At 71.0% G+C, this 25,708-nt stretch carries 25 protein-coding genes and 1 tRNA gene; 9 read left to right on the top strand and 17 right to left on the bottom strand.

Going from position 1 to position 25,708, the window contains the following annotated elements:
- Positions 1 to 24 precede the first annotated feature (24 nt).
- The 6 genes from LZG04_RS19600 to LZG04_RS19625 form a co-directional block, all read right to left on the bottom strand.
- Positions 25 to 1,611, bottom strand: coding sequence for a cation acetate symporter (locus tag LZG04_RS19600; protein ID WP_233819039.1), 1,587 nt, complete (start codon positions 1,609 to 1,611; stop codon positions 25 to 27).
- Complete coding sequence (locus tag LZG04_RS19605) at positions 1,608 to 1,958, bottom strand: DUF485 domain-containing protein (RefSeq protein ID WP_233819041.1); 351 nt, start codon at positions 1,956 to 1,958, stop codon at positions 1,608 to 1,610. Before LZG04_RS19605 ends, LZG04_RS19600 begins: the two co-directional genes overlap by 4 nt.
- Before the next feature lie 370 nt (positions 1,959 to 2,328).
- Entirely contained in the window at positions 2,329 to 4,083 is a 1,755-nt protein-coding gene (locus LZG04_RS19610; protein WP_267937083.1) for a cation acetate symporter, read from the bottom strand.
- A 35-nt stretch (positions 4,084 to 4,118) separates the two neighbouring features.
- Complete coding sequence (locus LZG04_RS19615) at positions 4,119 to 4,559, bottom strand: hypothetical protein (RefSeq protein WP_233819044.1); 441 nt, start codon at positions 4,557 to 4,559, stop codon at positions 4,119 to 4,121.
- On the bottom strand, positions 4,556 to 5,416 hold the full coding sequence (locus LZG04_RS19620) for a LytTR family DNA-binding domain-containing protein (RefSeq protein ID WP_233819046.1): 861 nt from the start codon (positions 5,414 to 5,416) through the stop codon (positions 4,556 to 4,558). The genes LZG04_RS19615 and LZG04_RS19620 overlap by 4 nt, the downstream gene beginning before the upstream one ends.
- A 61-nt stretch (positions 5,417 to 5,477) precedes the next feature.
- Positions 5,478 to 6,344 carry a S49 family peptidase gene (locus LZG04_RS19625; RefSeq protein ID WP_233819048.1) on the bottom strand — a complete coding sequence of 289 codons (867 nt, stop codon included), beginning with the start codon at positions 6,342 to 6,344 and terminating at the stop codon, positions 5,478 to 5,480.
- Between the two features lie 53 nt (positions 6,345 to 6,397).
- On the opposite strand from LZG04_RS19625, the gene LZG04_RS19630 reads away from it, so the two are divergent.
- A complete protein-coding gene (locus tag LZG04_RS19630) occupies positions 6,398 to 6,565 on the top strand; it encodes a hypothetical protein (RefSeq protein ID WP_233819050.1) in 168 nt (55 codons plus the stop codon).
- 5 nt (positions 6,566 to 6,570) lie between these two features.
- On the opposite strand, the gene LZG04_RS19635 is transcribed toward LZG04_RS19630, so the two are convergent.
- The 5 genes from LZG04_RS19635 to LZG04_RS19655 all read right to left on the bottom strand — a co-directional run bounded on the left by LZG04_RS19635 (position 6,571) and on the right by LZG04_RS19655 (position 11,161).
- Complete coding sequence (locus LZG04_RS19635; protein ID WP_233819052.1) at positions 6,571 to 7,830, bottom strand: histidine kinase; 1,260 nt, start codon at positions 7,828 to 7,830, stop codon at positions 6,571 to 6,573.
- A gap of 173 nt (positions 7,831 to 8,003) precedes the next feature.
- Complete coding sequence (locus LZG04_RS19640; RefSeq protein WP_233819054.1) at positions 8,004 to 8,276, bottom strand: hypothetical protein; 273 nt, start codon at positions 8,274 to 8,276, stop codon at positions 8,004 to 8,006.
- A 93-nt stretch (positions 8,277 to 8,369) separates the two neighbouring features.
- Entirely contained in the window at positions 8,370 to 9,233 is an 864-nt protein-coding gene (locus LZG04_RS19645; protein WP_233819056.1) for an Fpg/Nei family DNA glycosylase, read from the bottom strand.
- 27 nt (positions 9,234 to 9,260) lie between these two features.
- A complete protein-coding gene (locus LZG04_RS19650; RefSeq protein ID WP_106616284.1) occupies positions 9,261 to 9,695 on the bottom strand; it encodes a DUF983 domain-containing protein in 435 nt (144 codons plus the stop codon).
- A gap of 86 nt (positions 9,696 to 9,781) precedes the next feature.
- Positions 9,782 to 11,161, bottom strand: coding sequence for a sigma-70 family RNA polymerase sigma factor (locus LZG04_RS19655; RefSeq protein WP_233819058.1), 1,380 nt, complete (start codon positions 11,159 to 11,161; stop codon positions 9,782 to 9,784).
- 330 nt (positions 11,162 to 11,491) lie between these two features.
- On the opposite strand from LZG04_RS19655, the gene LZG04_RS19660 reads away from it, so the two are divergent.
- The 3 genes from LZG04_RS19660 (at position 11,492) to LZG04_RS19670 (ending at position 12,455) form a co-directional block, all read left to right on the top strand.
- Positions 11,492 to 11,809 carry a hypothetical protein gene (locus LZG04_RS19660; RefSeq protein ID WP_233819059.1) on the top strand — a complete coding sequence of 106 codons (318 nt, stop codon included), beginning with the start codon at positions 11,492 to 11,494 and terminating at the stop codon, positions 11,807 to 11,809.
- Between the two features lie 26 nt (positions 11,810 to 11,835).
- Positions 11,836 to 11,908: transfer RNA gene (locus LZG04_RS19665), tRNA-Gly, on the top strand.
- Between the two features lie 118 nt (positions 11,909 to 12,026).
- On the top strand, positions 12,027 to 12,455 hold the full coding sequence (locus LZG04_RS19670) for an OsmC family protein (RefSeq protein ID WP_233819061.1): 429 nt from the start codon (positions 12,027 to 12,029) through the stop codon (positions 12,453 to 12,455).
- Here LZG04_RS19670 and LZG04_RS19675 read toward each other — a convergent pair.
- Positions 12,427 to 13,788: a hypothetical protein gene (locus LZG04_RS19675; RefSeq protein WP_233819063.1), complete on the bottom strand. Its 1,362-nt coding sequence runs from the start codon at positions 13,786 to 13,788 to the stop codon at positions 12,427 to 12,429. The two genes, LZG04_RS19670 and LZG04_RS19675, sit on opposite strands and share 29 nt — an antisense overlap.
- Before the next feature lie 117 nt (positions 13,789 to 13,905).
- The gene (locus LZG04_RS19680) at positions 13,906 to 15,657 is read right to left on the bottom strand and encodes an ABC transporter ATP-binding protein (protein ID WP_233819066.1); all 1,752 of its coding nucleotides are present in this window, start codon (positions 15,655 to 15,657) and stop codon (positions 13,906 to 13,908) included.
- 182 nt (positions 15,658 to 15,839) lie between these two features.
- Here LZG04_RS19680 and LZG04_RS19685 point away from each other — a divergent pair, with 182 nt between their 5' ends.
- The 5 genes from LZG04_RS19685 (at position 15,840) to LZG04_RS19705 (ending at position 22,961) form a co-directional block, all read left to right on the top strand.
- Entirely contained in the window at positions 15,840 to 16,949 is a 1,110-nt protein-coding gene (locus LZG04_RS19685) for a hypothetical protein (RefSeq protein WP_233819068.1), read from the top strand.
- A complete protein-coding gene (locus LZG04_RS19690) occupies positions 16,942 to 19,770 on the top strand; it encodes a glycosyltransferase family 4 protein (RefSeq protein WP_233819070.1) in 2,829 nt (942 codons plus the stop codon). The genes LZG04_RS19685 and LZG04_RS19690 overlap by 8 nt, the downstream gene beginning before the upstream one ends.
- Positions 19,760 to 20,905 carry a class I SAM-dependent methyltransferase gene (locus LZG04_RS19695; protein ID WP_233819072.1) on the top strand — a complete coding sequence of 382 codons (1,146 nt, stop codon included), beginning with the start codon at positions 19,760 to 19,762 and terminating at the stop codon, positions 20,903 to 20,905. The genes LZG04_RS19690 and LZG04_RS19695 overlap by 11 nt, the downstream gene beginning before the upstream one ends.
- Before the next feature lie 39 nt (positions 20,906 to 20,944).
- Entirely contained in the window at positions 20,945 to 22,225 is a 1,281-nt protein-coding gene (locus LZG04_RS19700; RefSeq protein WP_233819074.1) for a hypothetical protein, read from the top strand.
- Between the two features lie 361 nt (positions 22,226 to 22,586).
- The gene (locus tag LZG04_RS19705; RefSeq protein ID WP_141979792.1) at positions 22,587 to 22,961 is read left to right on the top strand and encodes a hypothetical protein; all 375 of its coding nucleotides are present in this window, start codon (positions 22,587 to 22,589) and stop codon (positions 22,959 to 22,961) included.
- A 142-nt stretch (positions 22,962 to 23,103) separates the two neighbouring features.
- Here the strand turns inward: LZG04_RS19705 and LZG04_RS19710 are convergent, their stop codons facing one another.
- The 4 genes from LZG04_RS19710 to LZG04_RS19725 all read right to left on the bottom strand — a co-directional run bounded on the left by LZG04_RS19710 (position 23,104) and on the right by LZG04_RS19725 (position 25,639).
- A complete protein-coding gene (locus tag LZG04_RS19710; protein WP_233819253.1) occupies positions 23,104 to 23,763 on the bottom strand; it encodes a response regulator transcription factor in 660 nt (219 codons plus the stop codon).
- The gene (locus tag LZG04_RS19715; protein WP_233819076.1) at positions 23,660 to 24,562 is read right to left on the bottom strand and encodes a sensor histidine kinase; all 903 of its coding nucleotides are present in this window, start codon (positions 24,560 to 24,562) and stop codon (positions 23,660 to 23,662) included. The genes LZG04_RS19710 and LZG04_RS19715 overlap by 104 nt, the downstream gene beginning before the upstream one ends.
- A 65-nt stretch (positions 24,563 to 24,627) precedes the next feature.
- On the bottom strand, positions 24,628 to 24,804 hold the full coding sequence (locus LZG04_RS19720; RefSeq protein ID WP_233819078.1) for a DUF397 domain-containing protein: 177 nt from the start codon (positions 24,802 to 24,804) through the stop codon (positions 24,628 to 24,630).
- 16 nt (positions 24,805 to 24,820) lie between these two features.
- Positions 24,821 to 25,639, bottom strand: coding sequence for a helix-turn-helix transcriptional regulator (locus LZG04_RS19725; protein WP_233819080.1), 819 nt, complete (start codon positions 25,637 to 25,639; stop codon positions 24,821 to 24,823).
- Between the last annotated feature and the right edge of the window lie 69 nt (positions 25,640 to 25,708).

Raw genomic sequence — 25,708 nt, forward strand, 5'->3', positions numbered from 1 at the left:
GGGCTTCCCGCGGACGGGCAGCGGTCAGTGCGAGACCGCCTTCTCGGCGCCGACGCCGGTGAGGGCGCGCACCTCCATCTCCGCGTACTTCTCCTTGTCGTTCTCCTTCGACAGCACCGTGCCGATGTAGCCGAGGATGAACGCCACCGGGATCGACACGATGCCCGGGTTGGACAGCGGGAACAACGCGAAGTCGACGTTCTTGAACATCGAGGTCGGCTTGCCGGACACCGCGGGCGACAGCACGATCAGGGTGATCGTCACGGCCAGGCCGCCGTAGATGCTCCACAGCGCGCCGGAGGTGTTGAACCGCTTCCAGAACAGCGAGTACAGGATCGTCGGCAGGTTCGCCGACGCGGCCACCGCGAACGCCAGCGCCACCAGGAACGCGATGTTCTGGCCGTTGGCCGCGATGCCGCCGAGGATCGACACGATGCCGATCACGATGGCCGTCCGCCGCGCCACCTTGACCTCGGCGTCCTTGTCCTCCGCCTCACCCTTCTTGATGATGTTGGCGTAGATGTCGTGGGCGAACGACGCCGAGGCCGTGATCGTCAGGCCGGCCACGACGGCGAGGATCGTGGCGAACGCGACCGCCGCGATCAGGCCCAGCAGCAGCGGTCCGCCGAGCGCCTCGGCGAGCAGCGGAGCCGCCGAGTTCGCACCGCCGGGGGCCGACCGGATCTTGTCCGGGCCGACCAGGGCCGCCGCGCCGTAGCCCAGGACCAGGGTGAACAGGTAGAACAGGCCGATCAGCCAGATCGCCCAGACCACCGAGCGGCGGGCTTCCTTGGCGGTCGGCACGGTGTAGAAGCGCATCAGGATGTGCGGCAGGCCGGCCGTGCCCAGCACCAGCGCGAGGGCCAGCGACAGGAAGTCGAGCTTCGACGTACCGGTCGCGCCGTACTGCAGGCCCGGGCCGAGCAGCTTCTCGCCGGCCTTGGGCGCGTTCTCCACGGCCGAGCCGAGCAGCCCGGACAGGTTCAGGCCGAACTTGCCGAGCACCCAGATCGTCATCACACCGGCGCCGATGATCAGCAGCACCGCCTTGATGATCTGCACCCAGGTGGTGCCCTTCATGCCGCCGATGAGCACGTAGGCGATCATCAGCGCGCCGACGACCGCGATCACGATCGCCTGGCCGCCCTTGCCGGTGATGTTGAGCAGCAGCGCGACGAGGCCGCCCGCGCCCGCCATCTGGGCCAGCAGGTAGAAGAACGACACGGCCATGGTGGACGTCGCCGCCGCCGCGCGCACCGGGCGCTGGCGCATGCGGAAGCTCAGCACGTCGCCCATCGTGTACTTGCCGGTGTTGCGCAGCAGCTCGGCGACCAGCAGCAGCGCGACCAGCCACGCCACCAGGAAGCCGATGGAGTACAGGAAGCCGTCGTAGCCGTTGAGCGCGATCGCGCCCGCGATGCCGAGGAACGACGCGGCGGACAGGTAGTCGCCCGCGATCGCGACGCCGTTCTGGGGGCCGGTGAACGAGCGGCCCGCGGCCAGGTAGTCGGCGGCCGTCTTGGTGTTGCGGCTGGCCCGGATGACGACGACCAGGGTTGCCGCGACGAAGATGGCGAAGATGCCGATGTTGAGCAGTGGGTTGCCGTTCACGCGTGACCCCCTTCGAGCTCGTTGCGGAGCTTCTCCGCCTTGGGGTCGAGGTTCTTGTTCGCGTGCCGCACGTAGAGCGTCGTGATGACGAACGTCGACACGAACTGCAGCAGCCCGAGGATCAGGCCGACGTTGATGTTGCCGAAGACCTTCGTCGACATGAACCCGTGGGCGTAGTCGGCGAGCAGGACGTAGAGCAGGTACCAGGCCAGGAACAGACCGGCCATGGGGAAGACGAAGCTGCGCAGCCGCCGCCGGAGCTCGCGGAAGTCGGGGCTGTTCTGCACATCGACCCAGTTGTGGTTGCCCTGGGCGTCGGCTGGGGAGTGCTGCTCAGAGGTGCTCACGGTCCCCTCCTCGCGTACTTGACGACGGTGTGAACGGCACGTAAGTCCTCCTGGTGCGTTCCTGATACGCCGTGCACCGTAGGGAGACCTGGCTCACGCCTGAAAGACCTTTCGTGTGACCTTGCGCTCAACAGTCGAGTGATGCGATGAGCGGTATGAATGCTGAGACGAAGTGCCACTCGGGTGATCGAAGTCACCGATAACCGGATCGGTGTGGTTATCTTCACCCGATTGAGACCTATCCACACTCTCAGCGACAAGCACCAGGTCAACCGGGAACCACGCAGGTCATCACGTGGCAAGGCGTCGCGCGAAGTCCGCCGAAGGGTCTAGTCCACGGCCCCGACCGCGGGCACGGGTGTGAGGCGGTTCACGAACCGGAGGGCGACGACGTCGCGTCGTCGCCCCGCGCCGCCCGCGACCTCTCCTCAACGCCGAACCGCGACTCCCGGTCGCGCATGAAGCCCAGCGGATCGGGCGCGTGCAGCCGCAGCAGGATCTGGTTCACGTCGTCGGGCCTGCGGCGCGCGGTCAGCTTGCTGATCATCACCATGGTCAGGAACGCCACCGGCACGGTCACCAGCGCCGGCTGCGAGAGCACCGACGGCGCCCACCGCCCGGTGTACGAGCTGACCACCGTCACCACCTGCGCGCCGATCACCAACCCGCCGCCGACGACCAGGCCCGCCATCGCGCCGACCCACGTCAACCCGCGCCACCAGATGCCCAACAACAACAACGGGCAGAACGTCGACGCGGCCAACGCGAACGACATCGCCACCGTCAACGACGCGTCCGACCGCGGCAGCAGGAACGCCAACCCGATCGCCACCGCGCCGGTCAGCACCGTCGCCCACCGGAAGTCGCGCACCTTGCCCGGCAGGATGTCCGTCGACACCACCCCGGCCACCGACACCAGCAACCCCGACGACGTGGACAGGAACGCCGCGAACGCGCCCGCCGCCACCACCGCGCCGAGCACCTGGCCCAGCAGGTTGGGCTGCATCGTGGTCGGCAGCAGCAGCACCGCCGCGTCGGTCTTCCCCGTCACGAGCAGCTGCGGCAGGTACTGGCGCGAGATCACACCCAGCACGGTCGGGAACACGTAGAACAGCCCCAGCAGGTACAGCACGTGCAGCGCCGTGCGCCGCGCCGCCCGCCCGTCCGGGTTGGTGTAGAACCGCACCAGCACGTGCGGCAGCCCCATCGTGCCCAGGAACGTCGCGAAGATCAGCGAGTACGTCTCGAACAGCCCCGACAGGCCGCCGGTCTGGGGCCGCAGCCAGTCGTGGTTCGACGTCGGCGACCCCTCGACCACCGGCACCGGCGACCCGGCCTCGAACCGCAGCTCGGTGTCCGCGCCCACCTCGTACAGGCCCGGCGTCCAGTACACGTGCCCGTCGGTCGGGTAGCCGTCCACCAGGCCGGTCGCGGACAGCTCCATCGGCACGGCCACGCGCACCCGCACCGGGTCGACCGTGGTCACCTCGACCTTCTCCGGGAACCGCAGCACGCCCGAGGAGTCCACCGGCTGAGCCCCGTTGCCCGGCCCGACCAGGAACAGCGAGAACAGCACGAAGGTCGGCGCGGCGATCGCGAACAGCTTGCCCCAGTACTGGAACGCCTGCACCAGCGTGATCGCGCGCATCCCGCCGCCCAGGACGTTGACCACCACGATCACGGTCACCGCCGCGCCGCCCAGCCACGGCGGCAGGCCGGTGATCGTGTTGAGCGTCAGCCCGGCCGACTGCAACTGCGGCACCAGGTACAGCACGCCGATGCAGATCACGAAGAACGTGCAGAACTTGCGCAGGTTCGACGGGCCCAGCCGCGCCTCGGCGAAGTCGGGCAGCGTGTACGCGCCCGACCGGCGCAGCGGCGCGGCGACGAACAGCATCATCGCCAGGTACCCGGCGGTGAAGCCGATCGGGTACCACAGCGCGTCGATGCCGTCCTTGAGCACCAGCCCGGCGACGCCCAGGAACGACGCGGCCGACAGGTACTCGCCGGAGATCGCGGCGGCGTTGCGGGTGGCCGGCACGGCGCGGCGGGCCACCAGGAAGTCCGGTGTGGTGTTGGCGCGGCGGGAACCCACGTAGCCCAACGAGAACGTCAGCAGCGCCATCACGCCGACGAGCACCAGGCTCCACGGGTTGTCGATCACCGGTCCACCGAACTCACGAAGTCGTGCTCGTGCCGCTCGGCCAGTCTTCGGTACGCGTAGCCGACGCCGTAGCACAGCGGGAACGGCAGCAGGCCCAGCAGCAGCCACGGCAGCCGCACGCCGACGAGCTCGACCTCGGCCACCGACGGCGCCAGGTAGAACACCAGCGGCAGCGCCGCCAGCAGCAGCAACGTGCCGCCGCCCAGCGCCAGCCCGGTGCGCAGCTGGGTGCGGATCAGGTCGCGGATCAGCTTCTCCCCGACGCTGGTCTGCTCCTCCAGCTCGATGATCGTGCGCAGCACCCGACCGCGGCCGCGCGGGTCGGCCAGCACCACCCGCCGGCGGCGGTTCTTGCGCGCCGCGACCGACAGCCAGGCGTCGCGTTCGGCCGGCTGCGGCTGGTCCGGTTGCCCGGGGGGGCCGGAGTGCTTGGTCATCCCCAACTGCTCTTGGGGGGACGCACGATCCTCTCCTTCAGCTCACGCGTGTGGCGCCGGCTGACCGGCAGCTCCTTCGCGCCCTCGCCGGAGCCGATCACCACCGCGTACCCGTTCGACGTCATCCGCAGCTCGGTCACCAGCGGCAGCGCCACCAGGTAGGACCGGTGGATGCGGACGAACCCGGCGTTCTCCCAGCGCTCCTCCAGCTGCGCCAACGGGATGCGCACCAGGTGGCTCGCGCCGTCGTTGGTGTGCAGGCGAGCGTAGTCGCCCTGCGCCTCGACGTAGCGGACGGTCGCCCGGGGCACGAGCTTGATGGTGCCGCCCAGCTCGACCGGGATCACCTCGTCGTCCTGCGGTTCCGCGGCGCTGGGCTCCGGTGCGACCGCCGGTGTCGCCGCGACCCGGTCGACGACCCGCGAGATCGCCTTGTTGACCCGGTCGGAGTTGATCGGCTTGGTCACGAAGTCCAGCGCACCCACCTCGAACGCCACCACGGCCTCCGAGTGCTCGACGCCCGTGACGAACACCAACGCCGGCGGCTGGCGGAACGCGCCGAGGACGCGCGCCAGGTCGGTCCCGCTCAGGCCGGGCATGTTGATGTCGGCGAACACGGCGTCGACCGGCGGCAGCCCTGCCCGGGTGCGGTCCATCACCTCGACGTCGTAGTCACCCCGGAGGATGCGCAGTGCCTCGGCCGCGTCGAAGGCCGTGAGCACGCGTCGAATGTGCGGGCTGCTTTCGAGCAGGTACTTGATCTCGCTCAGACCGGGCGCCTCGTCGTCCACCGCCAGAACGAGGAGGCCGGTGTTGTCCGTGCGATTGTTCACTGGGGTACTCACTGTGCCGCGCATCTTGCCGACCCGGCGGGGTCGCTGTCTACGCCGGTTGCCGGACGGCCACCGGGGCGTGACCTCACAACCCGAATCGCGACCAGCGCGCCCGCTCTTCCAGCGCCGCCAACCCCTCCACCAGGAAGTCGCCCGATCGGGTGGTCGCGCCGGCGAGTCCGAGGCGGGCCAGCAGCGGTCGGCGCGGCTCGGCGATCGCGATCTCGGCGTCCGGGTAGCGCTTGGCGACGACGCTGCGCAGGGTGCCGAGGCCGTCGACCAGGCCGAGCTCGACCGCCTTCGCGCCGGTCCAGACCTCGCCGTTGAACAGCTCGTCGTCGGTCGCCTTCAGCTTCACGCCCCGGCGTTCCCGGACCCACGCCACGAACTGCTCGTGCAACTGGGTCTGGAGGCCCTTGAGCCACTCGACGTCCTCGGGCTTCTCCGGGCTGAACGGGTCGAGCCGCACCTTGTTCTCGCCCGCGGTGTGCACGCGCCGCTCGACGCCGTAGCGCTCGATCAGCCCGTTGAGGCCGAACCCGGCGCTGACCACGCCGATCGAGCCCACCAGGGACGTGCCGTGCGCGTAGACCTCGTCGCCCGCGCACGCCAGCCAGTAGCCGCCGGAGGCCGCCAGGTCCTCGCAGAACGCCAGGACCGGCACCTTCTTCTTCGCGGCCAGCTCGCGGACGCGCTCGGCGACCAGCGCGGACTGCGTCGGCGCGCCGCCGGGCGAGTTGATCAGCAGGGCGACCGCGATCAGCCGGTCGTGCTCGAACGCGCGGGTCAACGCGCTCTCGACGGTCTGCATGCTGATGGTGTTGCGGGCCATCGGGGTCGGCGTGGGGGTGATGACGCCGTGCAGCCGGACGGCGGCCACCACGGGTCCGCGCTCGGTCCGCTCGCTGACGATCCTGGGCAGCCGGGCCGCGATCTTGTCCGTCACGCTCATGGCTCCGACCTTACGTGTCACCGCGGCTTCCGTGACACGGCTAACATCGACCGGTGACGTTCAACCCGTTCCGGTGGCTCGAACGCTACGTCGAGTGGTGGGACGACCGGGGCCGCAAGAATGCGGACGGTCCCACCGCCATGCACGTCTACTGGATGTGGATCACGTGGTGCGTCTGCGCGGTCATGATGGTGACGGTGCTGGCCATCGCCGCCGCGTGAGCTGATCAGGCGTTCACGGCGGGCTGCTCGGTGGTGTCCTCCAGCCGCGGCGGCACCAGCGGCAGGTTCGTCTGCACGCCCGGCCGGTACTTCGGGATCTTCAGGATGATCTTCATGCCGGCGTCCGGCGCGGTCTCCACGACCAGCGCGTAGTCGTCGCCGAACACCGCCCGCATCCGGTGGTTGATGTTGCCCAGGCCGACGTGCGCGCCGGTCTGGTGGGCGTCCTTCAGGTCGTCGAACAGGCGGTCCGGGTCCATGCCGACGCCGTCGTCCTCGACCGAGATCAGCGCTTCCGCGCCGTTGTCCTCGGCGATGATCGTCAGCTCGCCGCCGCCGGGCTTCTTCGCCAGCCCGTGCCGCACGGCGTTCTCCACCAGCGGCTGGAGCACCAGGAACGGCAGCACGACCTGGAGCACCTCGGGCGCGATCTTGAGCCGCACGTTCAGCCGCGACCCGTACCGCGCCTGCTCGATGGTCAGGTAGCGGTGGATGTTGGTCAGCTCGTCGGCCAGCGTGGTGAAGAAGCCGTCGGTGCGGAACGAGTAGCGGGTGAACTCGGCGAACTCCTGCAACAGCTCCCGCGCGTGCGCCGGGTCCGTGCGGATCAGCGACGAGATCGTGTTCAGCGCGTTGTAGACGAAGTGCGGCGAGATCTGCGCCCGCAGCGCCCGGACCTCGGCCTGCGCCAGCGCCTGCCGCGACTTCTGCAGCACCTCCAGCTCCAGCTGGGTGGAGACGAACCGCGCGGTCTCCTCCGCCATCCGGATCTGGCGCTTGTTCGCCACCCCGCTGACCACGATCAACGTGCCGGCGACGTCGCCCTCCACCACCAGCGGCACGATCACGGCGCTGTGCAGCGAGCACGGGCCGGGCAGCTCGCACTCCAGCTTGCGGTGCTCGACGTGCTCCTTGTGGCCCTCGCCGATGGCGCGCTCGATGAAGGTGCGCAGGAACTCGTAGTGGTCGTTGGCGCCGCCGTCCCAGGACAGCAGCGTGCCCTCGTGGTCGGTGATGCCGACCGCGACGCACCGCAGCATCTCCCGCAGGTGCGGCGTCGCCTTGTTCGCCGCGTCCTCGGTCAAGCCCTCGCGCAGGTCGGCCGACGCCTTCGACATGCGGTGCAGCATGTCCATCACGGCGTCCTCGACCGACGTGCTGACGCGGCGGGCACGGCACAGCATCACGAAGAGGCCGAGGACGGCCAAGGTCGCGATGAGTCCGAGCACAGCGCGCTCGGTCAGGAGGTCCCGCACGGCGTCCATGCTGTTCCGTCGGGGCCCGTGTAGGCAAGGGGATCGACGGTGCGAGACGTGCACATCCGATGAATTGGCGGCAACCGTGGCAGAGCGCTTACCCGAACGGGTGATCAAGAGGTGTTGCACTCACGCAGCGTGGGCGCGACCCGACCACTCGGGCCGCGCCCGCGTCACCCGCCTCAACGCCGACCCGGTTCGGACGCCTGGGTGGTCGTCGTCTGGGTGGGCGAGGTCTTCTTGCACCCCAGCTTCACGACCAGGTCCTGGAGGTTGGGGTCGTCGAGCAGGTCCAACTCCTTGAGGACGCGGCAGATCACCTTCGAGACGTCCTCCTGGGTCAACTGGGGCGGCTCGGGCTCGGGCGCGGCGGCGGAGACCGCGATGGTGGAACCCGCGAACGTGGCCAGTCCCATGGTGGTACCGATGAGCGCGGCGGCGAGGCGCTGGTTCATGACTCCTCCAGGTGGTCGTGCGGACTCCTGGAGTAGTTCCCGCTCCCGGCGGCACTCAGCCGACGAACGGAGCAAGCCACTCGTCCGTGTGACCTACTTGAGCAGCCGCGACATCCGCCGGTCGGCCAGCGGCTTGCCGCCCGTCTGGCACGTCGGGCAGTACTGGAAGGCCCGGTCCGCGAACGAGACCTCGCGCACCGTGTCACCGCACACCGGGCAGGGCAGACCGGTCCGCGCGTGCACCCGCAACCCCGACCGCTTCTCACCCTTCAGCGTCGCCGCGGACTGGCCGACCGACCGCGCCACGGCGTCGTTCAGCACGGTGGTCAACGCCTCGTGCAGCCGGTCCAGCGCCTCCTCCGACAGCTTGCCCGCCGTCGCGTAGGGCGACAGCCGCGCCAGGTGCATGATCTCGTCGGAGTAGGCGTTGCCGACGCCCGCCAGCACCGTCTGGTCGGTCAACGCCGTCTTCAGCCGCTCGGTGCGGCCGGCGAACAGGTCCTCCAGCTGGGTGCGCGTCACCGACAGCGCGTCCGGTCCCAGCCGAGCGATGCCCGGCACGTCCGCCGGGTCGTTCACCACCCAGGCCGCCAGGCCCTTCTTCGTGCCCGCCTCGGTCAGGTCGAACCCCGGCCCCTCGCCGGGCGGGCCGAGGTGCACGCGCAGCGCCAACGGCCCGCGGCCCGGCTTGGGCGGCGCCGCCGACAGGTGCTCCGACCAGCGCAGCCACCCGGCCCGCGCCAGGTGCACCACCAGGTGCAGGCCGTCGCAGTCGAGGTCCAGGTGCTTGCCGAACCGGCCCGCGCCGGTCACCTCGCGTCCCTGGAGCTCGGTCCACGGCGGCGTGAACGTCTTCAACACCTGCAACGACGCGACGTCCACCCGGTGCACGCGCCGTCCAACGGCGTGCTCGCGCAGGTGGTGGGCGAGCGCCTCGACCTCGGGCAGTTCCGGCACCCGACCAGTGTCACCCGCGAACGGCGATCAGTCGACCGGTTGCAGCGGCCCGTCCAGGTCGGGCAGCGAGTACATCTCGATCTTGCGGGCCACGTTGGCGACCTCGTTGCGCACGGTCAGGAAGCCGCGCACCGAGCCGACCCACCGCTCCGGCGGCAGCTCCTCGGTCTTCTTCGACTCCGCCGCCACCAGCCACGGCCGCCGCACCGCCCAGCGCACCGGGAAGAACAGGAACACCAGGACCAGCGCCACGATCAGCCACGCCGGCACGACGACCTCCGGCGGCGTCCAGGCCACCAGGATCACGCCCATGCCGATGACGATGGCCAGCATCAGCACGCCCGGCCCGTGGCCGCCGCTCACGTCGTGCTCGAAGTCGGCGTCGGTCGACGGGTTGCGCCACTCGATCTGGCTGCGCACCGTCCACATCCGGCCGTCAGCTCCGCGCACCAGCCGCGTCATCACCGTCTCCTCAAGACGTCGAGCGATCACTCAGCGCTTTCCACGCTACCGGCAAAGTCTTGCACCTCGTGGGTGAAACCCGCTCCTCACGAGGGCGCGAGGCTGGGCGTGGGGCGCAGCGTCACCGTCGTCGGCGTCACCGACGACTTCGGCGACGGGTTCGTCGTGGGCGTGCCGGCCGACTGGGGCGGCTCGCTGGTGGTGACCGCGGTCGTGGTGGCCTGCCGCACGGTGCCGGTGTCCGGGGTCGTGGTCAGGTCCAGGGCGCGCGGCTCGGCGGGCGCGGTCGTGCCGGTCCGCTCCACGCGCGGCGGGACGGTGGCGGACGCCGTCGTCGTGGGCGACGGCGACGGTGGCGGCGCCGCCTTCGTGCGCACGACCTGCTGCACCTCGGCGGGCGGCTGCGGCGACGGCTCGCTGGTCGCCGTGCCGGTCACGGTCGTGGTGGCCTCGGTCGAGCACAGCGCCAGCACCTGCTCGCCGGGCGCTCCGTCCGGGCCGGACTGCACCAGCGCCGGTCCTGGCGCGCCGGTGAACGTGCCGGCCACCACGCCGAACAGGCCGACGGCCGCGGCCGAGGCGGTGGCCGCCAACGCCAGCTTCACCCGCCCGGTGAGCCACGCCGCCTTGCCCAGCACGGTGGGACCGAGCACGGTCGGGGCCAGCGCGGTCGGCAGCGCGGCGGGGCCGAGCACCGCCGGGCCCAGCAGCGCCGTCGCGGCCACCGGCACCGCGATGCTCGCCGCGTGCGCCCGCAGCGTCGAGCACACCTCGACCAGCTCGGCGTGCAGCGCGTTGCACGACGAGCAGGTCCGCAGGTGCTTGCGGATGCGCTTCTGCTCGGAGCCCTGCGCGCCGCCCGCGGTGTAGGCGCCCAGCTTGGCGACCACCGAGCTGCACGCGCGCGGCCCGGTGTCCGCGGCCAGGTGCGCTTGCAGGTAGGCCGCCCGCAGCCCTTCGCGGGCGCGGCGGGCCAGCGCCGCCATCGCGTTCGGGCTCAGGCCGAAGCTCGGCGCGACCGCGGCCGGCCGCTCGCCCTCCACCTCGACCTGCCACAGCACCGTGCGCCACCGCTCGGGCAGGCTGGTGAACGCGCGGGAGATCAGCGCGTGCTCGGGCCGGTTCGCGGTGACGTCCGGGAACGGCTCGACCCGCAGGCTCAGCTCCTCGTCGGCCACCGGCACGTCCCGCCGGCGCCCGCTCCACTCCCACGCCACCCGGCGCGCGACGGTCAGCAGGTAGGTGCGGACGTGGTCGGTGGGGCCGTTGCCCCGGCGGATCGCCTGGAGCACGCGGAAGAACGCCTCCGCGGTCAGGTCGTCGGCCTCGGCGTGCTCGCGCACGTGCCGGAGGGCGAAGCGGCGGACGGCGTCGGCGTGACGGGTGAACAGCTCGCCGAACGCGCCGTCGTCACCCGCCCTGACCCTGGCGAGCAGTTCCCGGTCGACCTCGGCATCACCGGCCATCCCGCCCCGGCACCTCCCGCCCTGCCCGTGGTCCACTGGTCAAGATGCCACAGTCGGCTGGTTCCGGCCCGAAGCGATAGCGAGCCGATACCGAACACCCGACGGACGTCGTCGGCCGTTCGGCCTAATCAGAGCACCTGCGTACCGCAATGACAACGCTCGCGGTGGGTGACGGGCCGGTCACGGGTGGGCGTCAGGTGGTGGCCGATCGCGCTGCGGGGGCGCCGGTCGCGAGTACTCTCCTGCCGCGTGGTCGATTGGCGCACAAGGGCTTGTGCCCTACTCCCGGAGCTGAGCGCCGTTGTCGAGCGCGAGTCGTGGTCCTGCCACGTGTTCCTGTCCGAGTTGTGGCAACTGGCGCTGGAGGCGCACCGCGACGGCGACCGCGAGGTGCTCGGCCGCGTGTACGGCTTCGCGCACTGGTGCTTCCGGCAGCCGGAGCGGTTCCTGTCCGACGCCTCGGTGGTCAGCTTCTACGAGCACGTGTTCGACGAGTGGGAGCTGCGCGACGAGGTGGCGCCGTGGCTGCCCGCGGAGGTCGTGGACCGGGTCAGGCCGCTGTGGGAGTGGCGCTGGTCGAAGGAGCGGTTGACCGAGGTCGACCGGCTGTTGGCGCGTTCGGGACCCCCCGGTCGAAACGCGGTTTGAGGATGGTCTATAGTTGTTCCCATCAGGCGGATGTAGCGCAGTTGGTAGCGCATCACCTTGCCAAGGTGAGGGTCGCGAGTTCGAGTCTCGTCATCCGCTCTCCGAGAGGCCCCCGGCACACCACCGGGGGCCTTTCGCATGTCCGGTGACGGCACGCCCCGACGATCACCATTAGGTTGGCGTCGAAGGATCCCTCGTCGAAGACGGAGTTGCAGACATGGCCACCACCCGCAAGGCGACCACGCACTGGGAAGGCAACCTGCTGGAGGGCAAGGGCAGCGTCGCCCTCGAGTCGTCGGGCGTCGGCACGTTCGACGTCAGCTGGCCGTCCCGCGCCGAGGCCGCGAACGGCAAGACCAGCCCGGAGGAGCTGATCGCGGCGGCCCACTCGTCCTGCTACTCGATGGCGCTGTCGCACGGCCTGGCCCAGGCGGGCACCCCGCCACAGCAGGTCGACACCTCGGCCGAGGTGACGTTCCAGCCCGGGACCGGCATCACCGGCATCCACCTGACCGTCACCGCCGTCGTGCCGGGCCTGGACGCCGAGGGCTTCGCGGCCGCCGCCGAGAACGCCAAGCAGAACTGCCCGGTCAGCAAGGCGCTCGCCGGCACCGAGATCACGCTGACCGCGAACCTCCAGCAGTGACCCGGACCACCGGTTGACCTCTGGTACCGGCCCGATACCCGAAGTGTCGGGCCGGTACCAGTTGATCCGAAAGATTTGACCCGTACGAGTGAGGCCGGTAGTCGTTGTGGATGCTCACGGCGTTGGGTGGTCCCGGCCGGCTCGGCATCGGCGCGTTGATCGGCGCGGCGGTGGCCGCCCTGCTGGCGGCGCAGGGGAGCGCGATGCGGCCGCCGCGCGGCCTGGAGCCGACCGACGCCGGTGAGATCGTGGTCGTCCGGGGCAGCGAGCAGCCCAGCCGCACGGTCACCGCGCCCGGCACGACGGCGGTCGGCACCACGTCGTCCGGCACGACCACCACCACGGCGACGTCGACCAGCACGACCACGACCGTGAGCGTCACCACAACCACGGGTGCCACCACCACGACCACGAGCGTGACGACCACCACCACCGTGCGGCCGACCACCACGACCACACGGCGTCCCACCAGCACGACGACGACCACGACGACGACCCGCAGACCGTGCGGGATCATCTTCTGCTGATCGCCCGGCACCGGATCACCGAACGTGTTTTGGCAAGATCGAGGGGTGACGTCCAGCCAGGTGCCCACCCAGCCCCAGCGAACCAACGACACGCCCACGGTCCGCGTGCAGCCCGTCGCCGCCGCACCGGAACCGGCTTGGCCGACCACCGAGCCGATGACCGCGACCAACCTGACCCCCGTCGCCGCCGCCCCCGCGGCCGCGGCCACCACCAAGTTCGCACCGGTCTCCGGCACCGCGAACGGCTCGCTGAACGGCAGGCTGAACGGCACCGCCGCAGCGGCCACCACGGCGACGAACGGCTCCGCGCCGACCTTCCACGCCTTCGCCACCGCCGCCTCGGACGTCTTCGCGCCGACCCCGACCGCCACGAACGGATCGGTCTTCGCCCCCACCGGCTCCGACCTGTTCGCGCCCACCCCGGCACCGACGAACGGCTCCGCCTTCGCCCCGGCCCCGGCGAACGGTTCTGCTCTCGCCCCCGCCGACACCACCGCGGCCACCTTCCCGCCGACCCCGGCGAACGGCTCCCCTTTCGCGACCACTCCCGGCAGGTCCGACGTGTTCGCGCCCGCCGCGCCTCCGGCCGCAACCGCCCCGCCGATCGCCGACGCACCCGCGCCCGCACCGGCGACCGCGCCTGCTGCACCGGCGACCGCACCCGCGACCGCGCCTGCACTGGCACCCGAGCCCGCGACCGATGCCGAGGCCGCCTCCCCGGCACCTGCCCAGGCCCCGGCCTCAGCCGCGAAGCCGACGCCACCGCCCGCGCCGCGCAGCCGGTTGCGCCGGATCGCGCGCCGCATCGTCGGCCCCACCCTGCTCACCAAGAAGGGCTGACCGCGCCGGGCCGACCGCGCCACCGCGGCCGGGTACCGCGCCCTTCGGCCTGCCGAACCCGTGACCCGGGCGCAGTACCCCGGCTATGCGGTCTGCGCCCGCGCGTACAGGCCGCCGGACCGCAGCAGGTCGTCGTGGGAGCCGACCTCCGCGATCCGCCCCTCCTCCATCACCACGATCCGGTCGGCGTTGCGGATCGTGGACAGCCGGTGCGCCACCACGAACACCGTGCGACCCCGCACCAGGCGGGCCAGCGCCTGCTGAACCAGCGCCTCCGACCGGGTGTCCAGCGCGGAGGTCGCCTCGTCCAGGACCAGCACGCGCGGGTCGCGGATCAGCGCCCGCGCGATCGCCAGCCGCTGCTTCTGCCCGCCCGACAGCCGCGCGCCGCGCTCGCCGACCACGGTGTCCAGCCCGGTCGGCAGCCGGTCGATGAACTCCAGCGCGTTGGCGTCGGCCAGCGCCTGCCGCACCACGTCCTCGGGCACGTCGTCCATCCCGTAGGCGACGTTGTCCCGGATCGTGCCCTCGAACAGGATCGACTCCTGCGGCACGACCGACACGAACCGCCGGTAGCTGCGCAGGTCCAGCTCCTCCATGTCGACGCCGTCGAGCAGGATGCGGCCCTCGGTCGGCCGCAGGAACCCGATGACGAGGTTCACCACCGTCGACTTGCCCGCGCCGGACGCGCCGACCAGCGCGATCGTCTCCCCCGGCCGCACGTCGAGGTCGAAGCCGTCGACCGACTTGCGCCCCGACTCGGGGTAGGTGAACCCGACGCCCTCGAACCGCACGCCGCCGTGCACGACGTCGACCTGCGCCTTGCCCGCGTTGTGCTCCAGGTCCGGCGCTTGCAGCACCTCGCCGAGCGACCGCACGGACTCCAAGCCCTTGCTGATCAACGGGGTCAGGCTCATCAGCGTGGTCACCGCGCCGGTCAGGGAGGCGAAGTAGGCGCTGAGCATGACCACGTCACCGGGCGTGACGGAGAGCCAGCCGTGGTAGGCGGCCAGCGCGGAGCCCGCGAGGCAGCCGACGCCCAGGGCGTTGAGCAGGATCCAGCCGAGCGCGCCGAAGCGGACGTTGAGGCCGTCCAGCTTCATCCCGGCGGCGAAGACCTGGCGCAGCGTGCCGTCCATGCGGTTGAGGGCGGTGCGCTCCAGGCCGTGCGCGCGGGTGATCGGGATCAGCGTGGTCATCTCGCCGACGCGGGACGACAGTTGCTCGACCTCCTGCCGGAACGACTCGTTGTACGCGCGCAGCCGGCCGCGCAACCACATCACCAGCACCGCCGCCGCGGGCACCACGAGCAGGAACACGGGCAGGAACGCGGGCGTGCTCAACCCGATCACGACCAGCGCGCCGCTCAACGTCGCCAGGGCCGAGAGCCCCTGGTCACCGACCTGCTGGGTGGAGGTCTCGATGCTCTCGACGTCCCGGATGACCTTGGTCTGCAACACACCCGCGCTGACCCGCGCGTGGTAGCCGATGGACAACTGCTGCATCCGCCCGCTCAACGCCGACCGCGTCCGCATCCCCATCCGCCGCGCGCTGCCGTACCACCAGCGCGTGTACAGCACCGCGAACGGGTAGTTCAGCACCAGCATGACCAGCAACAACGCCGCGCCGAGCCAGATGCCGGCGACGGGCTCGCGCCGCACGACGACGTCGATCACGTGCGCGGTGATGACCGGCGTCAGCCACGTCGGGCTGTGCTTGACGAAGAACGCCCCCGCCCCGAGCGCGAGCTTCCCGCGGTCGGGTCGGAAGAGGTAGAGGAGGGTGCGGACGGGGTGCTCGCCGCGATAGCGGTGGTCGAGCGGACCGTGGGGCATGGTGCGTGCTCCTGCCGGCGGCGGTTCACGGGACACCCGCACCACACCGTGCGGGAGAGCGCTCTCAGATCCTAGGTGCCCGGACTGCCGGCAACGACCGCATCACAAGTGACGGATGCCCACACCGCCCCGATGGGCATAGGCAACAATGGCGCTCGCGCGGCAACCCCTGGAGGAACGGAATGTCCTGGCAAGAGGACCTGGCAGAGCTGGACCGCAACCTGGCGGAAGGTCGCATCAGTGCTGACGACTACCGCCGACGTCGCGACGAGCTCCTCTCGGCTGCGTCAGGCCCCGGCACACCGGCCCAGCCGAACAGCGGGCCGTTCGCGGCCCCGTTCCGCTGGGATGCCGCGCCGGCGGCGAACCCCGCACCTCCGAGCGCGGACGCGACCCAGGTAGTCAACACCGGCAAGCCACCGGTCAACCCGGACGCCGATCGCACGCAGTACGTGCGCCCGGTCACCCCGCCGCCGCACACCCCGCCGCCGCACACCCCACCGCCGGGGAACCAGCTGCCGCCCCAGGTCCCGGGCTGGCAGTCCGGCCCGCCCACGACCACGCCCCCGTGGGGCGGCGGCGACGGGTTCGGTCCGGTCATGGACCCCAACCCCGGCTGGCTGGCCCAGGGGCCGGAGGTGTTCGAGGAGAAGTCGGGTGGCGGCAAGCGGGTGCTGGCGATCGTGGGCGCGGTCGTCGTGCTCGCGCTGATCGGCGGCGGCATCTGGTTCTTCACCAAGGACGGCTCGGACCCGAACCAGCAGGGCGGTGGGACCGTCGCGGCGCCGACCTCGGAGACCACGACCACCACGACCAAGCCGAAGGACTCCCTGTCGATCATCGAGATGCCCGGCACGGTCGAGGACCACAGCAACATCACCACCTTCGCCGACGCGATGAAGAGCAACTTCCTCACCGCCGAGGAGATCGCGCACTACACGACGGCCGGTGCCGGCAAGGCGCGCCTCGCCGCGTCCCGGACGTCGGAAGGCGTCCACGTGCTGATCTTCACCGCCGAGGCGACGTCGCCCGCCGCGGCGGACACCGGGCGTGACAGCCTGCACCAGCAGCAGCTCACCTACGGCATGCAGGAGTACCCGAAGTCGCCGAAGGGCGTGCAGTCGGGCCAGGTCGAGAAGAACGGCCAGACGCCCGCCACGATCCGCGGCCACTACTCGGCCAAGTCGACCATCATCCGCATCCAGGTCAACGGTGACGACCTGGTGAAGGTCGCGTCGGTCTACGACGACGTGCTGGCCGAGCAGCTCGAGGTGCTCGCACCCAATGAGTGAGACCCGCCGCACGGTCGCCTGCACGGCGATCGCCCGCGCGGCCGTGCCGCAGGCCGCCGTGCTCGCCACGAGCTACCTCCGCCACCACCCCGACCACGAGTTCGTGGTGCTGGTGATCGACGAGGAGCCCGGTCTCGACGAGATCCCCGGCGCGCGGGTGGTCGGACCGTCGTGGCTCGACCTCGACCGGACCGACTACCTGCGGATGGCGACCGCGTACGTCCGGCCCGAGCTCGTCGGCGCGGTGAAGCCGGTGCTGCTCAAGCAACTGCTCGGTGACGCGGACGCGGTGCTGTACCTGAGCCCGGAGATCCGGGTGTACGCGCCGCTGCCCGATGTGACCGACCTCGCCCTGCGCCACGACATCGTGCTGACGTCGAGGTTCACCGAGCCGCTGCCGCGTGACGGCAAGGAGCCGAACGAGATCGGCATCATGGCGGCGGGCCTGTACGACCTCGGTTTCATCGCGGTGAGCCAGGCGGCCAAGAAGTTCCTCGACTTCTGGTCCGAGCGGGTGCGGCAGGACTCCGTGATCGCGCCGGAAGCGCACATGTACGCCGACCAGCGCTGGGTCGACCAGGTGCCGGCGCTGTTCCGGCACACGGTCCTGCGCGACCCGGGCTGCAACGTGGGCTATTGGAACCTGCACGAGCGCCCGCTGGAGCCGGGCCCGGACGGCACGCCGACCGTCGCGGGCGAGCCGCTGAGGTTCTTCCACTTCGCCGGTTTCCGGGCGGACGTGCCCTGGCTGCTCAGCGAGCACTGCCAGCACCGGCCGAGGGTGCTGCTGTCCGAGCACGAGGAGCTCAGGCGCCTGTGCGCCGAGTATGCCGACGAGGTGCTGGCGGCGGGCTATGTCGCGCCGGACGATGAGGACGCGCCGCCCTACCGGTTCGACTCGATGGCCGACGGCACGCCGCTGACCATGCCGATCCGGCGGATGTTCCGCAACGCGTGGATCGAGGCCGAGCGGCAGGACGCCGAGGAGCTGCTGTTCCGCCGGGCGGTCACGGAGGTGCCGCCGCACCCGTTCGGCGCCGACGGCGGTGCGGGGTTCCGGGACTGGCTGAGCACGCCGAGCTCGCCCCCCGAGCGCGCGGCCGGGTTGAACCGGTTGACCATGCTGGTGTGGGCGCACCGGCCCGACCTCCAGGCCGCGTTCCCGTGGCCGTGTGGCGCCAACGCCGCGGACTACCGCGCGTGGTGCCAGACGTTCGGCGTGTCCGAGGGCATGGTCCCGGAGTGGGCGACGCCGACGGACCCGTCCCCGGTCGAGCCGCCGGTCGACGAGTTCGGCGTCAACCTGGCCGGTTACCTGACCGCGGAGCTGGGCCTGGGCGAGATGGGCCGGATCGTGCACGACGCCATCAAGGCCGCCGGTGTGCCGCTGGTCTCGGTGGTCGAGGAGCACTCGCTGTCGTGCGGCACGGGCCTGGACCGGCCGGACACGGCGGGTCGGCCGCGGTTCCCGGTCAGCGTGATGGCGGTGAACTCCGACCAGACCGAGCTGCTGCTGGCCAGCTACCCCGAGGTGGGGCACCAGCGGCACCGCATCGGCCTGTGGGCGTGGGAGCTCGAAGAGGTGCCGAAGTGGCACCGCGAGGGCTTCGCGTACGTGGACGAGATCTGGACGGTCAGCGAGTTCTGCCGCGAGGCCTTCCAGCAGCACTCCCAGGTGCCGATCAAGGTCATCCCGGTCCCCGTCAAGGATCCCGGCCCGCCCCGGCGCACCGGCCGCCGTCCCGGCAAGCCGATCCAGTTCTTCTTCGCGTTCGACTTCAACAGCATCGGTCAGCGGAAGAACCCGTGGGGCCTGGTGGAGGCGTTCCGCAAGGCGTTCCCGGACCGCGACGACGTCCGCCTGGTGATCAAGACCACCAACAGCCAACTGCACGCCCGGACGGCGGAGCGGTTGAGGGTGCTGATCGCCGACGACCCGCGCATCGAGCTGATGGAGCGCTACCTCAGCCTGGAGGATCTCAACGCCCTCTACGCGGACAGCGACTGCTACGTCTCGCTGCACCGCAGCGAGGGCTTCGGCCTCACCGTGGCCGAGGCGATGGTGCGCGGCATGCCGGTCATCGCCACCGACTACTCCAGCACCAAGGAGTTCTTCGACAGCTCGGTCGGCTGGCCCATCCCGTACGAGATGGTGGAGGTGGGCCCCGGTTGGTACCCGTACCAGGCGGACGCGAAGTGGGCCGACCCGGACCTGGACGCGGCGGCCAAGGCGATGCGCGAGGTGGCGGACAACCCGGCCGAGGCCGAACGGCGCGGTGCCGCGGCGCGCGAGCACATCCTGCGGACGCGGTCGGCGAAGGCCGCGTCGGACTGGATGCGCACGCAGTTGGCCGAGGCGTACCGGACCTGGCAGAAGCGCAACGGCCCCGCCACGACCGCGTCGCCCGCCGCCCCGGCGGCGTCCGCGGAACCGGGCTCGCTGCGGCGCGCCCGCGAGGCGCTGCGGTGGCGCGCGGACACGACCGCGCCGTCCCGGTTGCCGCTTGCGCCGGCGTTGCGGCGGGCGGTCCTGCGCGCGATCGACCACTACGACGTGCACCAGCGCAAGATCATGGCCGAGATCGTCAACGGCGCTTCCAGCGCCATCGACCAGCTCACCGACCGGCTGTCCGCGCACGGCTCCCGGCTCGACGCGGTGCAGGCCGACAGCAACCGACGCATCGCCCACCTGGCGGCGCAGGTGGCCCGCGTGGAGCAAGCCGTGGCGCAGCTGTCCCGCCGAGAGCAACCCGCGATCGCCGACCGCAGTGCCGGTGAGATCATCGTGGCGCCCAACACGGAGGTTCCAGGTGAGCACTGAACTCAACGGCGTCCGCGACGTCTGGGAGCACCTCGGCGCTACCGACCCCTACTGGGCGGTGCTCACCGAGAACGAGTTCCGGGGCGGTGAGGCGAGGACCGAGTTCTTCCAGAGCGGGCGCACGGAGGTCGCCGGGCTGCTCGAAGTGCTCGGCCACGACGAGTGGCCCGCCGACACCGTGGCGGTCGACTTCGGCTGCGGCGTGGGGCGGATCACCTTCGCGCTCGCCGAGCACTTCGACAACGTCGTCGGCGTCGACGTCGCCGCCTCGATGCTCGACGAGGCGCGGGCCAACAACCCGTTCCCCGACCGGGTGCGGTTCGTCCACAACGACGCCAGCACGCTGCCGTTCCCCGACGACTCGGTCGACCTCGTCGTGACCGTCATCACGCTCCAGCACATCCCGCCGAGCCTGACCATCCGGTACCTGCTGGAGATGATCCGGATCACCAAGCCCGGCGGTCGGCTGCTGTTCCAGCTGCCCAGCCACATGCCGCGGCCGGAGCCGCTGCCCACCTCGGCGTGCCGGGCGTCGATCGCGGTGCTGGACGCGCCGCGGTCGTTGGAGCCGAACGAGTCGGCGTACGTCGAGGTCTCGGTGCGCAACGACGGTGACTCCGCCTGGCCGGTCGGTCGGCTGCTGAACCTGGGCAACCACTGGTACCGCGACGGCGAGCCGGTGCTGTGGGACGACGGCCGGACGGCGGTCGCCGGCCCGGTCGAGCCGGGTCAGGCGTCGCCGACGCAGCTGCGCATCGCCGCGCCCGCGACGCCGGGCGAGTACGAGCTGGAGCTCGACCTGGTCCAGGAGTCCGTGGCCTGGTGGGCGAACCTCGGCAGCCCGACGGTCCGCGTCCCGGTCACCGTGCGCGCGGCCGCGCCCGTCGCGCCCGCGCGGCCCGTCTCCGAGGTGGGTGCGGCGGATGCGGCGGGCGAGCCGGAAGAGGCCGCCGAGGCGCCGGCCAAGGCGGGCTCGATGCAGATGCACGGTGTCCACAAGGACCTCGTCGTGGCGTTGTTCGACCAGCTGGGCTGCCGCGTGCTGAACGCCATCCCCGACAACCGCGCGGGCGCCGACTGGGTCAGCTACCTGTACGCGGTCGAGGTGGGCGAGTACCAGCTCCGGTTGCGATAACACCGATGCCCGGCCACGCGCACGGCTAATCTGCCGGACATGTCGACCACGCGTCCCAAGACCGGCGTGCTCCCGGTGCACGAGTCGTGGTTGCCCCAGGAGCACGCGCTGTACCGGCCGCGGCACGGCGAGCGCCAGATCGCGGCACGGCTGTGCGCCGCGGTGTTCTTCGTGCTGCCGTTGCTGTCGCTGGGCCTGGGCGCGCAGCCGGCCGAGTTCGAGAACCGCAAGCTCGCGGAGTTCCCGTCGCCCGCCGACGGGTGGGGGTTCTTCACCGGCCTGTCCGGCTGGGCGAGCGACCACCTGCCGTTCCGCGACCAGGCCGTGCGGGTGGCCGACGGGGTGAGCCGCGGCGTGTTCGGCGAACCGCTGCCGCCCGCCGACCACCGCCAGGGCGGCGGGCCGATCCCCGACCAGCAACGCGCGCAGCCCGAGCTGCCCGCGATGCCCCAGGTGATCGAGGGCAAGGACGGTTGGCTGTACCTCGGCGACGACGTGCTGAGCCGCTGCCGGCCCAAGCAGGACCTCGACGCGACGATCGCCGCGCTGCGCGCCCTGCGGGAGGGCGTCGAGGCGTCCGGCCGCCAGTTCGTGCTGATCATCGCGCCGGACAAGTCGACGGTGGTGCCCGAGCACCTGCCCGACGAGTTCTACGGCCGTGACTGCGCGCTGGAGGCGACGGACAAGTTCTGGCGCCGCATCGGCCACGACGCGGGCGCGGTCGACCTGCGCGAGGAGCTGCGGCGGCGCGGGGCCGACCTCGGCACGCCGGTCTACCCGCCGCTCGACGGCCACTGGAACGACGAGGGCGCGCTCGTGATGACCCGCAACCTGGCCGAGGCCGTGCGGCCCGGGATCAGCCGGACGTGGGTGACCGAACCCACCAAGCCGTGGGCCACGTCGGCCGACATCCCCCCGCTGATGGGCCGCACCGGGGTCATCGAGGGCAACCTCTACGAGGTCAAGCCCGACGGCAGCACGGGCACCGCGCGCGACGTCCCGTTCGGTTTCGTCAAGCCGCTGCCGCTGGCGTCGCCGGCCGTGCCGGGCACCGTCGACAAGCGGGTGGGGCTGCTCGGTGACTCGTTCACCATCCGGGCGCTGCGCTACCTCGGTGGCACCTTCCAGAACCTCACCGTGCTCCACTACGGCAAGGTCAACGAGGACGCCGGGCGGGAGGCCGGGGAGATGCTCGCCGACCACGAGGTCGTGGCGGTGGAGATCGTCGAGCGCACGCTGCAGTCCGGCAACTGCGTGCTGCTGGACCCGGCGGTGGTGGACGGGATCACCAAGGCGCTGGCCGCGCGACCGTTGCGGTGACGACCCGCCCCGCCGGCAGGTCGATCACCTGACCGTGTTCACCGCAAGGTGGGGATTGACGAGCCGGTGCGCGTGCAACCCAGCGGCCATGACAGACGTCTCTTCGGGTGACCTGACGGCCGACGCGGCGGAGGAACGCATGTGGCCCACTGTGATGCTGGTCACCACGGGAGCGCTGGCGTTTTTAGTGCGCACCGTTCGAGTCCTGCGATCCGCGTCGAAATCCGAAGGTGGGCAACCCCGTATTGAGACCGCCCCGCCGGTCTAGTCCCTATGGCGGCTTGTCCACTTGCCGTACGATCATTTCCGGGTCGAACGACCTGTGCCTGCTAGGGGACCTCAGAACAGAGGTAGGTGCGTCATGGATCTCGCACTGAGCAAGGTTATCGAGCTGCGCGAAAGCGGGTTCCAGTTCCTCCACCTCCGGGACGAGGACGGACAGCTCGACCGCATCATGGCGTTCAAGCAGCGCAGAGGGTTCATCGACTCGATCCTGTTCTGGTCGGAGACCGAGGCCCGCGCGGGCAGGCTGCCGGCGGTCCGGGACAGCCAGCGGGCCGCCCAGGCCGTCTGGATTTACGAGGGACCGCTGGTCGAGGCCGTGGACCGGCTGCTCGACCTGCCCGAGCCCGGCTCGCGCAACGCGCCGACGCTGATGAAGAAGACGGCGTCCGACCTCGCGGTCGTGACCACGCTGCCGTTCAAGCTGAAGCTGCCGCCGGGCGCTATCGCCTAGCCATCTTCCGCTAACGTCACCCGCCGCACACACAATGCGGCGGGTACTGGCGTTTCGGTCACTGTCCGTGATTTTTTGTCGTTTTACGCAGAACTTTCGGGGTCCGACTCAGTGCACCCCGTGCGCGCCCAACAATGAATATTCACCCTCGGCGCGGGGACACCAAACCTGATTCGTAGGCGAGCACGACGAGTTGTGCGCGGTCCCGCGCGCCCAGTTTGGTCATCACGCGGCTGACGTGGGTGCGCGATGTCGCCGGGCTGATCACGAGGTGCTCGGCGATCTCGTCGTTGGACATCCCGGCGGCCACGAGGGCGAGGATCTCCCGCTCGCGAACGGTCAGCTCGCGCAGCGCCTTGGGGTCCGGACGGCGGTGCTCCGGTCGGTTCGCGAACTCCTCGATCAACTTCCGGGTGACACTCGGTGCGAGGAGCGCGTCACCCTGCGCCACGACCTTGAGGGCGTGCAGCAGCTCGACCGGGTCGGTGTCCTTGAGCAGGAACCCGGACGCGCCCGCGCGCAGCGCCTCGAACACGTACTCGTCCACGTTGAACGTGGTCAGCACCAGCACCCTCACGTCCGGCAGCTCGGCGCAGACCTGCCGGGTGGCGGCCAGGCCGTCGGTCCCGGGCATCCGGATGTCCATCACGACGACGTCCGGCCGGTGCTCGTGCGCCTGCCGCACCGCCTCCGCGCCGTCACCGGCCTCGCCGACGACCTCGAACCCGTCCTCGGTGTCGAGCAGCAGGCGGAAACCCGCGCGCACCAGCGCCTGGTCGTCGGCCAGCACCACCCTGATCACCACGAACCTCCCACGGTAGGACCGCGTGGACGGTGAAGCCACGGGTCGACGGACCGGCGTCCAGCGTGCCGCCGAGCGCCTCGACCCGTTCCCGCATGCCGCGGATGCCGGAGCCCGCGCCCTGCGGTGGTTGGCCGGGGTTCGACCCGCCGTCGTCGGTGACGGTGAGGACCAAGGCGTCCTCGGTCCGCTCGAACGAGATCACGATCTCCGACGCGTCCGGCGCGTACCGCAGCGCGTTGGTCAGCGCCTCCTGCACCACCCGGTACGCGGCCGCGTCGACGGCGGCGGGCAGCGGTCCCGGCGTGCCGACGACCCGGGCGATCGGCACGGGCCGCACCAGCTCGTCCAGCCGGTCGAGGCTGGGCACCGGGGTGGTGCCCTCGCCGGACCGCAGCACGCCGAGGGTGGCCCGGAGGTCGTCCAACGCGCGCCCGCTGGCTTCTTTGATCGCCTTGAGGGCCTTCACGGCCTCGTCGGGCCGGCGGTCGGCGACGTGCGCGGCGACCCCGGCCTGCACGTTGATCATGGCGAGGCTGTGCGCGACCACGTCGTGCACCTCGCGCGCGATCCGCAGCCGTTCTTCCTCCACCTGGCGGCCGCGCTGTTCGAGGACGCGGGTGCGGCGCAGGGAGAGCACGGCGATGGCGGGCGCGGCGATCAGCGGACCCCAGTGCCCGGTCACGTAGTACAGCCAGGTGGACACCCCGGTCACCGCGATGACCGCCAGCGGGAAGCGCTTGCGCCAGATCAGCGGCACGAACGTCGCCGCGAACCAGACCCACGCCCACCACGCCATGCCGATGACGGTACGGGACGAAGGCCGAGGTCAGCGTCCTCTCACAGGCGGCTGCGGCCCGTACGTCAGCGGTCGTACGCGCCGTTCTTCACGGCCGCCACGAACGCCGTCCAGCTCGACAGCGCGACGGTCGGCCCGGCCGGGTTCTTCGAGTCACGCACCCTCGCCGCACGGCCCGCCAGCGAGACCTCAACGCAGTTGCCGTTCCCGCCGGTGTTGCTACGGCTGCTCTTGCGCCACACGGTGACACCCCGATCCCTATCGCTCAGCGGCCAGCCTCCCGATCCACTCGACGGACTCCGCAGGGGTCAACGCCAGCTTCGAGAGATGGGTGAAGGTCAGCTTAGCCACCTTCACCTTCGACGGGTCTTCCACGTGCAGCGACCCGCTCGCGTGCTCGATGTACAGCACCGACCGGTCGGCCTTCGCCGGGAAGTCGAGGACGGTGAACGGCCCCATCTGGCCGTCGTTCGGCCCGGCCGCGTGGGTGAGCACCTGAACGGTGACGTTGTCGAGGTGGGCGCGCTTGGCGATGTGCCGCAACTGTGCCTCGGTCGCGTGGGTGAGAGCGCTCTCGAACATGATGGTGTGGAAGTGGAGCGGTTCGGCGGCGGTCAGGCGCTTCTGCCGGAGCATGCGGACCTCGACCTGGTTGTCGACCCACTTCCTCGACCGCTGGACCCGCGCCCTGGCGAAGCCCGCCCGCAGGTACTCGGGGGTTTGGAGGAGACCGGGGACATAGGCGATCTGGAAGTCGCAGACCTTGGAGGCGTCGTGCTCCAGGCTGATGTAGCCCTGGTCCTCGAGGTCGTACTTGGTCCACCAGCCCTTCTCCAACGCCCGCGCGTACATCTCCATGTACGGCTCCCACTGGGAGAACGGCACGCCGTAGGTGTCGAGCATGGCCCGCATGCCGTGGTAGTCGGGTCGCTGGCCCTTCTCGATCCGGCTGATCTTGCGGTGGTCGTAGTTGAGCCGGTCGGCTGCTTCCTGCTGCGAGAGTCCTGCTCGCCGGCGCAGTTCCCGCAGCACTTCGCCGAGCCTGCGCATCCGGTGAGTCGGCTCGTTCCTGCTCACCGCACCACCTCCTCCGATCGCTGCGTGATCATCCGACCGCGCAACGCTACGGCGGCGGAAACAGCGGGT

Source organism: Saccharothrix sp. S26 (assembly GCF_021390395.1).
In the GTDB taxonomy this organism is placed as follows: domain Bacteria; phylum Actinomycetota; class Actinomycetes; order Mycobacteriales; family Pseudonocardiaceae; genus Actinosynnema.

What these genes read in the sequence shown, in the direction of transcription:
- LZG04_RS19610 (WP_267937083.1), bottom strand. Translation starts at nt 4,083, where the DNA reads ATGGCGCTGCTGACGTTCTCGTTGGGCTACGTGGGTTCCCGCCGCGCC.
- LZG04_RS19635 (WP_233819052.1), bottom strand. Translation starts at nt 7,830, where the DNA reads ATGGACGCCGTGCGGGACCTCCTGACCGAGCGCGCTGTGCTCGGACTC.
- LZG04_RS19625 (WP_233819048.1), bottom strand. Translation starts at nt 6,344, where the DNA reads ATGAGCGTGACGGACAAGATCGCGGCCCGGCTGCCCAGGATCGTCAGC.
- LZG04_RS19690 (WP_233819070.1), top strand. Translation starts at nt 16,942, where the DNA reads ATGAGTGAGACCCGCCGCACGGTCGCCTGCACGGCGATCGCCCGCGCG.
- LZG04_RS19620 (WP_233819046.1), bottom strand. Translation starts at nt 5,416, where the DNA reads ATGCGCGGCACAGTGAGTACCCCAGTGAACAATCGCACGGACAACACC.
- LZG04_RS19715 (WP_233819076.1), bottom strand. Translation starts at nt 24,562, where the DNA reads ATGGCGTGGTGGGCGTGGGTCTGGTTCGCGGCGACGTTCGTGCCGCTG.
- LZG04_RS19670 (WP_233819061.1), top strand. Translation starts at nt 12,027, where the DNA reads ATGGCCACCACCCGCAAGGCGACCACGCACTGGGAAGGCAACCTGCTG.
- LZG04_RS19655 (WP_233819058.1), bottom strand. Translation starts at nt 11,161, where the DNA reads ATGGCCGGTGATGCCGAGGTCGACCGGGAACTGCTCGCCAGGGTCAGG.
- LZG04_RS19650 (WP_106616284.1), bottom strand. Translation starts at nt 9,695, where the DNA reads ATGACGCGGCTGGTGCGCGGAGCTGACGGCCGGATGTGGACGGTGCGC.
- LZG04_RS19700 (WP_233819074.1), top strand. Translation starts at nt 20,945, where the DNA reads ATGTCGACCACGCGTCCCAAGACCGGCGTGCTCCCGGTGCACGAGTCG.
- LZG04_RS19615 (WP_233819044.1), bottom strand. Translation starts at nt 4,559, where the DNA reads ATGACCAAGCACTCCGGCCCCCCCGGGCAACCGGACCAGCCGCAGCCG.
- LZG04_RS19705 (WP_141979792.1), top strand. Translation starts at nt 22,587, where the DNA reads ATGGATCTCGCACTGAGCAAGGTTATCGAGCTGCGCGAAAGCGGGTTC.
- LZG04_RS19685 (WP_233819068.1), top strand. Translation starts at nt 15,840, where the DNA reads ATGTCCTGGCAAGAGGACCTGGCAGAGCTGGACCGCAACCTGGCGGAA.
- LZG04_RS19640 (WP_233819054.1), bottom strand. Translation starts at nt 8,276, where the DNA reads ATGAACCAGCGCCTCGCCGCCGCGCTCATCGGTACCACCATGGGACTG.
- LZG04_RS19680 (WP_233819066.1), bottom strand. Translation starts at nt 15,657, where the DNA reads ATGCCCCACGGTCCGCTCGACCACCGCTATCGCGGCGAGCACCCCGTC.
- LZG04_RS19675 (WP_233819063.1), bottom strand. Translation starts at nt 13,788, where the DNA reads ATGCGGCGCGCGATCCGGCGCAACCGGCTGCGCGGCGCGGGCGGTGGC.